Source organism: Haloglycomyces albus DSM 45210, assembly GCF_000527155.1.
In the GTDB taxonomy this organism is placed as follows: Bacteria; Actinomycetota; Actinomycetes; order Mycobacteriales; family Micromonosporaceae; genus Haloglycomyces; species Haloglycomyces albus.
The window spans coordinates 822,548-836,343 of sequence record NZ_AZUQ01000001.1 but is presented as its reverse complement, the minus strand read 5'-3'; the positions used below and the strand labels follow the sequence as shown (position 1 = coordinate 836,343).

Sequence of the window (13,796 nt, the reverse complement as noted above, 5' to 3'; positions counted from 1 at the left end):
AGGTCGGGAACGCCGGCGTCAAGCGGTGAGGTGACGGCTGAATCGGTCCAGTCGCCGCCGTGCCATCGCGCTTTCCACTCACATGGGCCGTGGCGACCCATCCGTCGCGAAATCCGTCGGTCGGTCTCCGCGCTGCGGTGCGGTGTTATTTCCTCACCAGTGTCACGCCCGCATCGAGCAGTTCTTCTGCCAATCGAGTTCCAACCGTAGCGGCCTCCTCCGGTTTTGTCACCGTGGCTGTGACCGATAGCTTGTCCACCCGCGAACCGTCCTCGGCTGCGACCAAGGCTCGAAGATAGAGGTCAAGGGCCTCGGGGTTGTCCTCGTCCGCAGGGGAGGTGTCCGCCAGCGCGGCGACCGGCGCGGAGCATCCGGCTTCCAACCGAGCGAGAATGGCACGTTCGGCGGCGGTAGCGAATTCTGCGTTCCGGTCGTTGAGTTTATACAAAATCGCTGCGTTTGTCTTGTCCGTTTTGCGGCATTCGACCGCCAATGCACCTTGTGCCGGGGCGGGAAGCATGGTGAGAGGGTCGATGAACTCGGTTACTTCGCTCTCACGTCCGACGCGGTGGAAGCCGGCGGCGGCCAGAACGACCGCGTCCAGGTCTTTGCCGACGCGCGCGGAACGGGAATCGATGTTCCCGCGAATCGGTACGACCTCCCAGCCGCGTTCCATCGCCAGAAGCTGGGCGGCCCGGCGCGGTGATCCGGTTCCAATGCGGGCTCCGGCGGGCAGTTCGTCCAGGGTGCGATTCTGACTGCCCAGCAGAATGTCGCGTGGGTCGGCGCGCGGTGGGACGGCGGCGATCTCCAGGTCTTCGGGCTGGTCGGTGGGCAGGTCTTTAAAGGAGTGCACCGCCACGTCGATCTCGTCGTCGTGGAGGGCGTTGCGGAGCTGATTGACAAAGACGCCCACACCGAGCTGGGTGACCGGGGCCGACGAGGTGTCGCCGGTGGTGGTGATCTTTACCAGTTCGACGTTTTCGCCGGTGGCCCGTTCGATCGCGGCGGCGACCGTCTCGCTCTGGGCGACCGCCAGTTGTGAACCACGGGTTCCCACGCGGATGGTCATTGAATCAATTCCCTTCTTGCGCCGGGCCGGAGACCGGGCGGACTTTGAGTGCTTCGGCGAGCACGTCGTGTGAAGCGGAGGCGAGGTCGTCGCAGTCCAGCGCGAATAGTTCATTCAGGATCTGAGCGTAGTCGGGAGCGCCCGGCTGTCCGGCCAACTGGCGGACTCGGACGGTCGGCTCGTGCAGAAGCCGTCCTACCACTCGTCGTACCATAGCAGCCACCGTCGCTCGCTGCGCGTCGGTGAAATCGTCTCGGCGTGCCAGTTTTTCCAGTTCAGCGGTGACGATGTCGTCCGCCGCGCCTCGCAGGGCGGCGACGGTGGGCGTAACGGCCTCGGCCCTCAGTCGTTCGAGGTATTCGTCGCGTTCGGCGCGGATGATCTCTTCCGCCTGGCTCAGAGCCGTCTGCGAGCCGTGCGTTTCGGCGGCGTCGTGGAGGACGCCGAGGTCGATGACCTCTACCCCGGCTTGGGACGACACGTCCGAGGTGGTGTCGCGCGGCAGCGCCACGTCGACGATGAGGAGTTCGGAGACGCCGGAGACCATGGTGCGGTCGACGACCGGTTCAGGGGCTCCGGTGGCGGTGATGAGCAGGTCGGCTTGGGGAAGTAGTTCGCCCAGTTGTTCCCAGCGGCCCGATTCCGCCTGCCATTCCCGAGCGAGCGCGTCGGCCTTGTCGGGGTCGCGATTGACTATGGTGAGCCCTTTGGGCTCATAACGGGCCACGGTCGCGGCCGCCAGCGCACCCATCGCTCCGGCCCCGAGCACGACGACTCGAGCGTCCTCGAAGCTGAGGTCGTGGTGCTCTCCGGCGTGCTGGAGTGCGGCGGTGATGATGGACGGGGCGGTGTCTTCGATGTCGGTCTCGGTACGTACCCGTTTTCCGGTGTGCAGGGCACGTTGAAAGAGGTCGTGCAGTTGCCGGTCCACTTGATCGGATTCCACCGCGCGGTCGTAGGCGGTGCGAATCTGTCCGAGGATCTGTGCTTCTCCGGCGGCGATGGAGTCGAGTCCGGAGACGACTCGGAAGAGATGGTCGATGGCGTCGTGGTTGTGTCGGGCGTAGCCGACCGAGGCGAAGTCCAGCTCGCTCCACCGGCCTTGGAGTTCGTCGACGATCGCGGTGAGCGCCCCGTGGAACGTGGGTGCCGAGGCGTAGACCTCCACCCGATTGCAGGTCGACAGGATGACGGCCTCGGAAACCGCACCCCCGTCGATCAATCGCCCTACCGCCGCTTCGGCTTCGGAATCGCTGAAAGCGAGCTGTTCCAGCGCAGAGATGGGCGCACTGTGGTGGGAAAGGCCAACAACCAGGAGGTTCACGTTTTCAATCCTGTCTCACGGTTTCCGGATTCTTATGATGCTCGTGGAACGACAAAAGCTGCAATTCAACGGCCAGGTCAACTTTGCGCACCGCCACACCTTCCGGCACGCTGAGCAGACACGGAGCGAAGTTGAGAATGCTGGTGACGCCTCCTTTGACCAGCATGTCCGCTATTCGCTGTGCCGCGTGTTCCGGGGTGGTGATCACGCCAATTGTAATCTGGAAACGATCGATTGCCTCGGGAAGTTCACGCACGTCACGTACGGTGTGCGGCGGAATCCGCTTGCCGACCACCGCCGGATCGGAGTCGAAGGCGCCGATGATGTGGAAGCCTCGGGAACGGAACCCCGGGTATCGGGCCAGGGCTTGGCCCAGGTGCCCCATCCCGATGAGGGCGACCCGTGAGATTCGTGTGAGCCCGAGGACATTGAGCAGATGAACGGTGAGATTTGTAACGTCATACCCGATTCCGCGCCGTCCCGACGCCCCCAGAAGCGAGAGGTCTTTGCGAAGCAGGGCGGGGCTGACTCCGGTGTCGGTGGAGAGTCGATCGGAGGAGACGGTCTCCACTCCGTCGTCGGCGAGCGCCCGGAGGGCCCGGAGGTACTCGGGGAGCCGATTGACCGTGGTGGTGGGAAGAGAGGCGGCGTCGGTGCTCTGATCGGGAAGGAATGCGGCGGTGGGTGCGATGTCCTCGGTCTCTCGGCGGGAATTCTGGGAGGTCGCCATTGATCTCCTATCGACGGGATTCCATTCAGATGTTTCGGACCAGGATATCTGGAATCGCCGCCGCAATGTGATTGCGCGCCAGATAATTCTTCATATATAGCTAAGTGACTTTATAGAAATTGCCTGTACCGCGGTTCCGCCACCCGGGCCTGTTGTTAGAGATCCGCGATGAGTCGGTCGGCGTCCACCGACCAATAAGCGTGTTCTTTCCCGTCGAGGAGAACGACCGGCAGCCGGTCGCCGTATTCGATCGCCAGTTCCCGGTCCTGTGCGACGTCGATTTCCCGCCAGGGAGCCCCGGTCCGCGCGGTGACGGAATCCAGGTCCTGGCGCGCCTGCTCGCACAGGTGACAGTGCTCAGTGGTCAGCAGGGTGATTCGTTCACGCGGTGTTTCCGCTGGTGATTCAGGCATGTCACTCCTTGTTATCAGACGGACGGCGAGTGCCGTAACGGGATTGTCAGAAAATAGATCGCAATGTCGCACAGTGTGTGCGACACGTGCCGTACATTCTCGGTCACGATTGATCTCCACGACAGCTCGAATTTATCTCGTGAATGCTTTCCCGTCGAAAACCAACGACGAGATCCATTCGGCCGACTGCGCGGTGGGGCGCAGAGCGTGACACCTATGGGGCGCAACTTCTCCGAGGAAGGCGACGGGACCTCGGAACGCGGCCTCGTTTCAGGTATTACAGCACCTTAGTGGGGAGGGTGAAGGTGGGATACCAGCATACGCGGACACCGATCGTGCGGGCATGGCGATCGATCAGTCAGATGAATATTGCCCAACACTCACGACACGCCGGAGTGAAATGCCTCGGATTCGGCGCGACGGTTTTTAAGCTCAACGAAGCCAATTCCGGTGGCGACGATGGGTTGCGGTGCGGTAAGGCACCGGAATCGATCGACGATGACGCGAAGGAAGGTCGTGTATCCGTGCGGTGGAAGGCAAAGCACGGATGTCTGTGCAGCAGGGCACTCGCAGAACCGCAGGGGCCGACGTTTGCGGACGACGAACCCGGGGAACACGGTGCGAGGAGCCGACGGATTCGGCTGGACGGGGAAACATTCAGTGTGCCGCCGCCGAACCGCTGTCAGGGCATCCGAATTCGGGGCCGAAGCGAGGCGATCAAAACCATATGCCTGCCGCTCACGGCGTCACGACCTGTCAGGCCCAACCCCTCTACCGAGGAGGCCAATAGTGCCCGGTTATCAACCGAGTCTTCATGCATTCGACAACGTTTCCATGCCAGCGCTCAATGAATTCAGCGTTAGGGAAGCGGCCCGAAACCTGGGGTCGCTGAAAGAGGCCATTGCCATGTTGCTGCGGCTGGACACGGACACGCGTGCCGCGGCGCCGACGGTGACCGGCTCGCCCGTCACCACCAGGATGGGACAGGCGACGGTTCCCGGACCCGCTCAGCCGGGGCGGCATCGTCGCGACGATTCCATCGACGACGACCGCATCACCGATCTCGTGGAGCGCGCTCAAGCGGGCGAAAGCGAGGCCTTCGGCGATATCTACGACCATTACAGTGACACGGTCTATAGGTATATATACTTTCGAGTGAATTCGATCCAATTGGCCGAAGACCTCGCCTCCGAAACGTTTGTGCGCGCACTGCGCCGTATTACTTCTTTTAAATGGCAGGGTCGGGCCTTCGGGGCCTGGTTGATCACCATTGCCCGCAACCTGGTGGTGGATTACTATAAGTCGGGTCGCTATCGCCTGGAAATAGCCAAATCCGAGGTCATCGGGTCGGAAAAGGCCGACAGCGAAGGATCGAACTCTCCGGAATCCGCAGCACTGGACAAGCTCACCAACGCGACGCTCTTGACCGCGGTCAAGAAATTGAATCCCGACCAGCAGGAATGCATTGTCTTGCGTTTCCTGCAAGGGTTCAGCGTTGCGGAGACCGCCCGCGCCATGGGGAAGAACGAGGGGGCGGTCAAAGCCTTGCAGTACCGAGCGGTACGTACCTTGGCGCGACTGCTTCCGGAAGGATTCAACGGTTAGGAGCCACCCGTTTTGGATAACACCCCACACCGACTGCGCCGGAACACACGACGTCACACGCCAGGGATGTCGTCGACACGACACCGCACCAACACACAGTTGATGACCAGGGGATGAGCCGGTGACACAGGACTCCAGGATGAAGAGGACCGTAACCTCCGGTGCCCCATGGTCGTTGATAGATGTAAAGACCGTCTATCACATCGAGAGGAGGTGTGCCCGGTGATGATCAACCCAATGGAAAAACGACGCGCGGAGCAGTTCGCCGTGTTGTTGGATTCCGACGACCCTACCCACCTCCACTCGACCGATTCAGGTAACTCACTGGGTGACGCCGCACGAACAGCGCAACCCGAACGAACCGAAGACCCCGCCGCCGAACGGGGACTGCCGCCGAACTCACTGGGAAAGCTCTCCGACGGCGCGGCGGAAGAATTCGCCGCCATGCTGTCGACCGGGGAACGCCTGGGAGGACTCGGCACGCAGGTCCACGAGGCGACCGAACCCGATACCCAATGGCGCGATGCGACGCGACGCCGTCTCATGGCCATAGCCGCCGACGAAGGCATCGGCGTTACCGCCCGTGCCTCCGCTCGAGCACAAGTACCTCGTTCCAACGCGGCACCGGTCCAAGACGACCTCTTCGTCAAACGCCCCCGAGGAGGACGCCGCATCGCAGTCGTGTCCGCTCTCTTGGGCGGAACCGTAGCCGTATCCGGAGTATCCGCCGCCAGCGGCGACGCCTTGCCGGGCGACACGCTCTACGGAGTGAAACGTTCGACCGAACGGGCGCAGCTGGCGCTCGCCGGAAACGATATGTCCAAGGCGCAGCTGTACTTCGAATTCGCCTCGACCCGTATCAGCGAGGCCCGGGAGCTCACCGAGCACCCGGAGGCCGAAGCCGAGGCGCTGGAAGCGGCCTACGGCAATGTCGTGGACGGTACGGCGCTGTTTCACAGCATCGCCGTCGAGGACGACAACGTCATCGCCTTGGACCACGTGGATCTCTTCGTGAACGAGCAACGAGACGTCACCGAACAGCTCGCCCAGGCGAGCAGCGGAGAGGGATCGGAAGTAGCGGCCGATCTGTGGGAACTGCTCGGCGACGCCGGGCATCGCTCCCTGGCTCTCCGGGAATCGTTGAGCTGTGACGCGGAGTTCGCCGTGTTGACCGGCGAGAACACCGACCTTCTGGGGCCTGAACCCGCGGAGTGTCAGGGCCTTGGTACCGCCGACGCACCGGAATCCGACCGAGAGCCGGACGGCGATGCCCCGAGCGATCCGGAACCGGCCGAACCCGGGCGGTCCGATGAAACCGGTCGGGATACCGAAGACGACGACACCGACGACGACGAACCCACCGATTCCGACGACACCTCCGACAGCGGTAATTCACCGCAAAACGACGTTGATGACATCGATGAATCCAACGAGGACGAATCTGGAGAGGACGACGACCCGATTTTGGGTGAACTCAGCGATGTTCTCTCTCGTCTGCTCGGTTAACGTACTCGGTCACCCCGCACAGTTCGGCGGGGTGACCGAGATTCAAGCGAGATAGGCAACGCATCTCACAGCGGCATTCGTGCCCCGCTCTACACCGAATTCTCTCCTCAGCGGATAGCCTGGTGAGGGGCATTCGAACCGACTCCCACCGATGGCTACGACGACGGCAGAAGGGTTCATCCTGACTTCCATATCCGATTCCGAACCGCTCTGTACCAAGACCGCACAGGCGTCCGCGTTCTTCGACGTGGACAACACCCTGATGTACGGGGCGTCGATGTACTGGCTGGGCAAAGGTCTCGTCCGTCACGGCATCATTCCGCCGCGCGCCATCGCCCGTTTCACCTGGAAACAGATTCGGTATCGCTTCTTCGGTTCCGAGCACCGCGGCCATATGGACGCGGTCAAAGCCGCCACGCTGGAGCTGGTGGCCGGAACGAGCGTGCGGCGTCTGAAACACATCTGCGCGGAAATCGTCGATCGCGACATCACTCCGCGCATCCTGAATCCGGTGCGGCGTCTCGCCGAAACACATCTCAACGCGGGGCACGAAGTCTGGCTGGTCACCGCGGGACCGAAGGAACTGGCCGACATCATCGCCGCTCGCCTGGGATTCACCGGCGCACTCGGAACGATCGCCGAGGTCAGCGACGGGCAATACACCGGACAACTGCAAGGCGGCATTCTCCATGCCGAGCGAAAGGCGGTAGCGGTGGAGGAACTGGCCGCATCGCGCCACATCAGCCTGCGCGCCTCGACGGCCTACTCCGACTCGGCCAACGACATCCCGATGCTCTCGGCGGTTGGACAGCCGGTCGCGGTCAACCCCGACCGTAAACTGGGACGGCATGCGCACCGGAACAATTGGCCGACCTTCAATTACCGCAATCGCCTCTTCGGCTCCTGGTAATTCACGAACGCCGTGTCCTCAAATGACACTTATCGATGATCGGTCTGGTGATCGGCCACCCCCTATGTGGCGGTAACGTCGTGACCGGCCCGGAGATTCTGCCACTATGGGCCTGTGAATTCACCGAAGATAATGGGCATTCTCAATGTAACGCCGGATTCCTTTTCCGACGGGGGACGCTACCTCGGATATGACGATGCGATCTCTCATGCCCTGAAGATGACCGCCGACGGGGCCGACATCATCGACGTCGGGGGCGAATCAACTCGGCCCGGAGCCCAGCGAGTCGACGCCGCCACCGAAATCGACCGGGTCGTACCGGTGGTGGAGGCGCTGAGCTCGCGTGGCGTGACCGTTTCGGTGGACACCATGCGCGCGGCCGTCGCACGAGCGGCGATCGACGCCGGTGCGCGCATCGTCAACGACGTCTCGGGCGGCCTGGCCGACCCGGACATGGCGTCGGTGCTCGCCTCCTCCTCGGCGACGTGGATTCTCATGCACTGGCGAGGCCACTCCGCCGACATGCAGAAGCTGGCCCACTACGACGACGTCGTAGCGGACGTCAAGGCAGAGTTGGAAGACCGCGTCGAAGCCGCCACCGAGGCGGGAGTAGACGCCGACAGACTAGTCATCGATCCCGGAATCGGCTTCGCCAAGACCGCCGAACACAACTGGACCCTACAGGCGCACTTGGCGGAGTTCGTCGCCCTCGGCTATCCGGTCCTCTTTGGATCCTCGCGTAAGTCGTATCTAGGCCGGCTTCTGGCCGAATCGGATGAGAAGGCGCGTCCTCCCGCCGGTCGAGACGTCGCGACGGCGGCAACGAGCCTGCTGGCCTTCGAAGCGGGCGCGTGGGGAGTGCGCGTCCACGACATTCAGTCCACATTCGACGTGCGAGCGGTGTGGAACCGAACCCGAGCCGAAAGCGCCGACGACTAGAAGGGGTCGGCGTATTCGCTGATAAGAGCGGTGCCAATACTGATGACGCGGTTCCGGCTTCCGGTATATGGGAAGTTCTTGTCAAAGTGTGAACCCGGCACGTAGCATCCGAGAGGTACTTCATCCAGAGCAGTTGAGGGGACCGGCCCGTTGATACTGCGGCAACCACCTTGAAAAGGCAGGTGCCAAATCCGGCCCGTGCTGAGATCCAGATTTGAGCGGGAAAGATGAGGGAGGAGCCTCTAATGTCATCCGCACGTACTTCTTTCGGCCCGACGCCTGCCGTAGGTCTCATCTGTCGCAATTGCGAAAAAACCTATGATCTTATTGCGCAACATGCCTGTTGGCAGTGTTTCGGTCCCCTGGAAGTGGAATACGACTCGACCGCTTTGGCACGCGTGACACGCGAACAGATCGAAGCCGGTCCTCACAACATTTGGCGGTACGCCGGACTTCTCCCTGTGGGAAACATAGCCTCCGACCGTGTCAGTCTCAATCCGGGAATGACACCGTTGATCGAGGCCGACAACCTGGCCCGGGAACTGGGCATGCGAAAACTGTGGGTCAAGGACGACAGCGCCAACCCCACCCATTCCTTTAAAGACCGAGTAGTGTCGGTGGCACTCACCGCCGCCGGGTACCTCGGTTTCGACCGATTCGCCTGCGCCTCCACCGGAAACCTCGCCAATTCCGTTGCCGCGCACGGCGCTCGCGCCGGACGCGAATCGATCGTGTTCATTCCGCACGACCTGGAGCGTGGCAAAGTCATCACTACCGCCGTATACGGCGGTTCCCTGGTGGCCGTACGAGGTTCCTACGATGATGTGAACCGGCTGTGTTCCATGCTGTGTGAAACGGACGAATTCGAAAACACCGCCTTCGTGAACGTCAACATTCGCCCGTTCTACGCCGAAGGTTCCAAGACCCTGGGATACGAGGTCGCCGAGCAGCTGGGCTGGCGTCTCCCCGAACAGGTCGTGATACCCGCCGCGTCCGGCGAGTTGCTGACCAAGGTGCACAAGGCGTTCGACGACTGCGTGGACATCGGTCTGACCGACTCGGGGAAAGTACGTGTCTTCGGGGCGCAGTCGGCCGGTTGCTCGCCTATCTCTGACGCCTTCAACGCCGATACCGACGTGATCGATCCGGTCAAGCCCACCGGGATCGCCAAGAGCCTCAATATCGGAGACCCGGCAGCGGGACCGTACGCCATCGAGTCGGCCCGCTCCACCGGCGGCGCGTTCGACAAGGTCGACGACGACGAGATCCGTGAAGGCATTCGCCTGCTGGCGGCCACGACCGGAATCTTCGCCGAAACGGCAGGAGGCGTGTCGGTGGCCGTGCTGCGGAAGCTCTTGCGCGACGGCAAACTCGATCCGGACGCCGAGACCGTCGTTTACAACACCGGGGAAGGTCTGAAGACCTTGGACGCGGTGGGTGACCTGGTAGGCCCCACCCATACGGTGGACCCTTCCCTCAAATCCGCGAAGCAAGAGGGTCTGCTGGGCTAGGATGGCTCCACAACTCGCATTGAGCGTATTGCTCTCAACCGGGGCAATACGTTCTTCCGTAAGATCCCACCTGGAGGCGGGACGGTTAACGCGTGCCGAGCGTGCACTGGTCGGCGGTAGACTGACGTGGCGCTTTTGCAGGTGGGACCGTTGTTCGTCTCCCGTGACGACGAGGGGAGGCTCGGACCCACACGGGCCTTCCCTCGGACATTTCGACCGTGGAGGGTCAACCACACCGTTTCGGGTACTGAAATACCCGCGTGCTGTAGTTTAATAATGTTAAATTAGAAGAACCCTGAAACATAACCGATCAACTTGCAGCACAATACCTTTCTGTCAGCTATCCGACAGTTTTTCAAACTCGTTTGGCTTGACTTCGTCACGCACGGAGAGCAAAATACTGTGTGCGGGGGATTGTAGGGCCCAAGCGATATTCCCCGGTCGACCAAGCGTCCCGGGGTAAAGACTTTGTCGAGCAGCGCCAGCCGACTCGGTCCTACATCCCCCGACCAGGTTTGTTGGTGGGGGACCGCTCAGCCGTTCCACAGCACGTCGCCTAGCGGTGTTCTCAGAACCCGACGTGCTGAAGCACGCCTGGAACCTGAGAACCCCACTATTCAACGCACTGTGAACCGCCTGAGCTCCTCTCCAGCTCTACCGCTTCTACACTTCGTTCGAAGCTCGCCAGTTGGGTTGTCCTTGGGGGTAGTTTTAAGGTGCCCCGGCCACTAGGGCCGGGGCCTGTCGTCTCTGCCTACCTCACTTCGGCGGTTATGATGCCGGACGGGTCGACCTTCAGGCGGTAATCCTCATAGAAAGGACGACCCGCCACGAACCATGAGGAATACGCCCGCTCGATCTCATCCCAAAAACCCGGGTCTCCATCGCCCATGACCGGGTAGCGCTCGTCCTCGTCGGGCTCCAAACCGAGCAGCGCCACATCGGAGCCGCGCGTGAACATGTACACGTCGTCGTGAGGGTAGAGGGCAATTCCAGGAATCTGGTCGATGATCCAGAGGTCCGCCGAGGCGTACTCGCGGAAATACTGGGGGCTGAAATTCGTGGTCGTGCTGTAGGTTGCGGCGCTCTGGGTGCGCTTCGGTTCGTGCTCGGAGCGGTCGAACATGAACGCGCATTCGGCCGTCGCACGCCCTGTCGCCTGCCCACTATGTACTCGGAACTGTGCGACCACCTGTGAGCCGAGGTCGTTCTCCCACGGGACGATGACCAAACCGCCGTCGGCGATCTGCTGTAGCCATTCCGGTTCAAGACGATCCACAGCGTAGGTGACGATCAGGCGGTCATACGGCGCCTTCGACGCGTGCCCTTCTTTGCCGTCCCGCGTCAATGCCATGACCGACGGGTATCCGGCGCTGGACAGTTTAATCCGGGCCGACAGCGTTACGTCGGAGTCGATGTCGATGGACGTTACGTTCTCCGTGCCTGCGACCTCACAAAGCAGGGCGGTGTTGTATCCGGTGCCCGTCCCAAGCTCCAGAACCGTCATGCCGGGCTTCAACTCGAGGGTCTCCAGCATGTCGAGCATGACGCGCGGGTCGCTCGACGAGCTGGCCGGTGTCCCGTTCGTCTTCCGTTTCGTGACGATCGACCGCAGTGAGTAGGCCGCTTCCTTCCACTCGTTGAAACGGCGAGATTTCTCGATCCCATCGATGCGTGGAGGGAGGAAGGCGGCCCGGTCAACACTGGAGAACGCTTCCTCCCAACGTTTGGAGAGGAGGTAGCCGTCGCCCTTCAGTTGCGTGAGCATCTGTTTCCAGTGTTGATCCATGACTACTTACCGCGTTTGCCTTTCTTGCCGCCGTGGTTGGGGTCAACGAACGGGCCTCGTGAGCCTCGCTTGTGGCCGTCGGTGCGTGTCTCCTTCGAGTGTTTACCTTCACCCATGTCCCGGTCGTCTTTCTTGCCCATGGGATACTCCTTTCTACTCGTATTTTCTGTTGGGTTGGTGGTGGCCCGGGTAAACTGCCAGGTCGCCGGGCCACCGGTGCCCGTCCTGTGACTGCTGCCCCAGAGGGAGGCCTGGGCGGGACGGGCAGTCTCAATAGGGGCTCCCGGTGTCGGTCAGGAACCCCAACCAGCGCAACCTCAGTCCCCGACACGGGGTGCACCATCGGGATTAGGTCATTTGGCTGAAAAAGTCGTCTGGGAGCAGGTCAAGTGCTTTGCAGAGGAGATAGGTCTGGGAAGCGGGGGCGCGTTCGGCAAGAACCGAGTAGTACTCGACATCGCCTATTCGTCTACCCACTCTCAATTCCAGTTCTCCTTGAGGGGAGCGGAACTCCGCACCATCGTGATCAATAGTCACCTGCCAATTCATATGAGGACCTCGGAGAATTTACTGGCTATTGTGAGGTGACATTGCGTTCCACGGGTGTACTTTTCCTGTTCCATGGGTCTATGATTGTTTAAACATGTGATGCCGGTCAACGACTTAACTGCTAAGGACTGCTAATTACGATGGCGACCTTCCCAGAGACCTTGAGACGACTGAGAAGTGAGCGCGGCCTGTCGCAATCTGGACTAGCGCAGCGGTCGGGATGGTCGCGACAATATATCGGTTTCTGGGAAACCGGGAAACATGCGCCAAGTGGGCAACAAGTCCAGGACCTTGATAAGGCGTTGCGGGCCAAGGGAGAATTGATTGGGGTCGCTCACCTAGACAACATCGATGCGCAGGATATGCGACCGCTGGAGACCGTAGAACTGCTAGATCGGCTCAGGTCACGTGATACCTCCACGCAGACGCTTGATCAGCTAGAAGCAACCGTCTTCGAACTCTGCTGCCGCTACAAGAACACGCCTGCGCCCACACTTCGGGCTGAAACACAGCAGGTAATCACCGAGGCGTCAGGACTCCTACAACGCCCCATAGGTTTGAGAGAACATCGGGAACTTCTCGTCTCAGCAGGTTGGTTGGCCCTACTTTCGGGATGCCTTGAATATGACATGGGATTGCGCCGTGGAGCCGAAGCAACGCGACGTGCCGCTCGGGATCTCGCTAAGGAAGCAGGGCACCGGGAAATTGAAGCATGGTCGTTTGAGATGTCAGCTTGGTTCAACCTCACACAAGGTCGATACCGGGACGTTCTCACGGAAACGAAAGCCGGCCTCGGGGTTGGAAGAAACTATTATGTATCAGCCCAACTTCTCTCGCAGGAAGCGAAGGCACTTGCACGGCTTGGGAATGCCCAACAGGTGCGAACAGCACTGGATGCTTCGCGACAAGTAGTGGAATCAATGTCGATACCTGATCGGACTGACCACCATTTTGTCGTTGATCCGGCAAAACATAACTTTTACGCAATGGATACGTATCGTCTCGCTGGTGCTGACACCCTTGCTTCCTCCCATGCTTACGAAGTCCTGCGCCAAGGCACGGGTCGAAGTGGAGAGGATTTGAGCCCGATGCGAATGGCTGAGGCGCGTTTGACTCTAGGAGTTGTAGCGGCGCACCAAGGTGAGGCTCAAGAAGCTCATGCACTTGGAGTGCAGGCCCTTGAAGGGGCTCGAAAGAGTCTTCCGTCTTTGGTTATGGTTGCTGCTGAGCTGGAGTCGGCGCTTGACGAATGTTCCCCTGCGTTGGCAGAGGACTACACGGCCAGGATTGAATCACTCCGTGAGTGATATTATTGCTCCGGAAGCCAGCACGTAATTCCAGTGTGTGTGAAGGCTCTGGACTTCCTTGATACCAAGGTTTCTGAAGGCCTTTGACGGTCTTTCCGCAGGCTTACGGGCTCATTACATTATTGATGCTTCTGACCTAAA

At 61.0% G+C, this 13,796-nt stretch carries 12 protein-coding genes, 1 pseudogene and 1 riboswitch; of the genes and pseudogenes, 6 read left to right on the top strand and 7 right to left on the bottom strand.

Features of this window, described 5'->3' with window-relative positions:
* Nucleotides 1-145 precede the first annotated feature (145 nt).
* From hemC to HALAL_RS0103900, 4 genes are all read right to left on the bottom strand, one after another.
* Complete coding sequence (gene hemC / locus HALAL_RS0103915; protein WP_025272746.1) at nucleotides 146-1,072, bottom strand: hydroxymethylbilane synthase; 927 nt, start codon at nucleotides 1,070-1,072, stop codon at nucleotides 146-148.
* 4 nt (nucleotides 1,073-1,076) lie between these two features.
* The gene (gene hemA, locus HALAL_RS0103910; RefSeq protein ID WP_025272745.1) at nucleotides 1,077-2,396 is read right to left on the bottom strand and encodes a glutamyl-tRNA reductase; all 1,320 of its coding nucleotides are present in this window, start codon (nucleotides 2,394-2,396) and stop codon (nucleotides 1,077-1,079) included.
* 4 nt (nucleotides 2,397-2,400) lie between these two features.
* Nucleotides 2,401-3,126, bottom strand: a complete 726-nt coding sequence (locus tag HALAL_RS0103905; RefSeq protein ID WP_025272744.1) for a redox-sensing transcriptional repressor Rex — start codon at nucleotides 3,124-3,126, stop codon at nucleotides 2,401-2,403.
* Nucleotides 3,127-3,281: 155 nt separating this feature from the next.
* Entirely contained in the window at nucleotides 3,282-3,539 is a 258-nt protein-coding gene (locus tag HALAL_RS0103900) for a glutaredoxin family protein (protein ID WP_025272743.1), read from the bottom strand.
* A gap of 1,059 nt (nucleotides 3,540-4,598) precedes the next feature.
* Between HALAL_RS0103900 and HALAL_RS0103895 the strand changes: the two are divergent.
* The 5 genes and pseudogenes from HALAL_RS0103895 to thrC form a co-directional block, all read left to right on the top strand.
* Nucleotides 4,599-5,144 (top strand): annotated as a pseudogene (locus HALAL_RS0103895) (ECF subfamily RNA polymerase sigma factor, BldN family); the annotation flags it as partial.
* 237 nt (nucleotides 5,145-5,381) lie between these two features.
* Complete coding sequence (locus tag HALAL_RS17325; RefSeq protein WP_156937588.1) at nucleotides 5,382-6,650, top strand: DUF5667 domain-containing protein; 1,269 nt, start codon at nucleotides 5,382-5,384, stop codon at nucleotides 6,648-6,650.
* 151 nt (nucleotides 6,651-6,801) lie between these two features.
* Nucleotides 6,802-7,560, top strand: a complete 759-nt coding sequence (locus tag HALAL_RS0103885) for an HAD family hydrolase (RefSeq protein ID WP_025272740.1) — start codon at nucleotides 6,802-6,804, stop codon at nucleotides 7,558-7,560.
* A 132-nt stretch (nucleotides 7,561-7,692) separates the two neighbouring features.
* Nucleotides 7,693-8,499: a dihydropteroate synthase gene (folP, locus tag HALAL_RS0103880; RefSeq protein ID WP_025272739.1), complete on the top strand. Its 807-nt coding sequence runs from the start codon at nucleotides 7,693-7,695 to the stop codon at nucleotides 8,497-8,499.
* 117 nt (nucleotides 8,500-8,616) lie between these two features.
* A riboswitch (SAM riboswitch) is annotated at nucleotides 8,617-8,733 on the top strand.
* Nucleotides 8,734-8,744: 11 nt separating this feature from the next.
* On the top strand, nucleotides 8,745-10,010 hold the full coding sequence (gene thrC, locus HALAL_RS0103875) for a threonine synthase (protein ID WP_025272738.1): 1,266 nt from the start codon (nucleotides 8,745-8,747) through the stop codon (nucleotides 10,008-10,010).
* 754 nt (nucleotides 10,011-10,764) lie between these two features.
* On the opposite strand, the gene HALAL_RS0103870 is transcribed toward thrC, so the two are convergent.
* The 3 genes from HALAL_RS0103870 to HALAL_RS16485 form a co-directional block, all read right to left on the bottom strand.
* Entirely contained in the window at nucleotides 10,765-11,799 is a 1,035-nt protein-coding gene (locus tag HALAL_RS0103870) for an rRNA adenine N-6-methyltransferase family protein (RefSeq protein ID WP_035534345.1), read from the bottom strand.
* 2 nt (nucleotides 11,800-11,801) lie between these two features.
* Nucleotides 11,802-11,939 (bottom strand): hypothetical protein, encoded by a 138-nt coding sequence (locus HALAL_RS18440; protein WP_156937587.1) that lies wholly within the window; start codon nucleotides 11,937-11,939, stop codon nucleotides 11,802-11,804.
* Nucleotides 11,940-12,147: 208 nt separating this feature from the next.
* The gene (locus HALAL_RS16485; RefSeq protein ID WP_156937586.1) at nucleotides 12,148-12,336 is read right to left on the bottom strand and encodes a hypothetical protein; all 189 of its coding nucleotides are present in this window, start codon (nucleotides 12,334-12,336) and stop codon (nucleotides 12,148-12,150) included.
* Nucleotides 12,337-12,488: 152 nt separating this feature from the next.
* On the opposite strand from HALAL_RS16485, the gene HALAL_RS0103855 reads away from it, so the two are divergent.
* Nucleotides 12,489-13,655: a helix-turn-helix domain-containing protein gene (locus HALAL_RS0103855; RefSeq protein ID WP_025272735.1), complete on the top strand. Its 1,167-nt coding sequence runs from the start codon at nucleotides 12,489-12,491 to the stop codon at nucleotides 13,653-13,655.
* The last annotated feature ends 141 nt before the right edge of the window (nucleotides 13,656-13,796 follow it).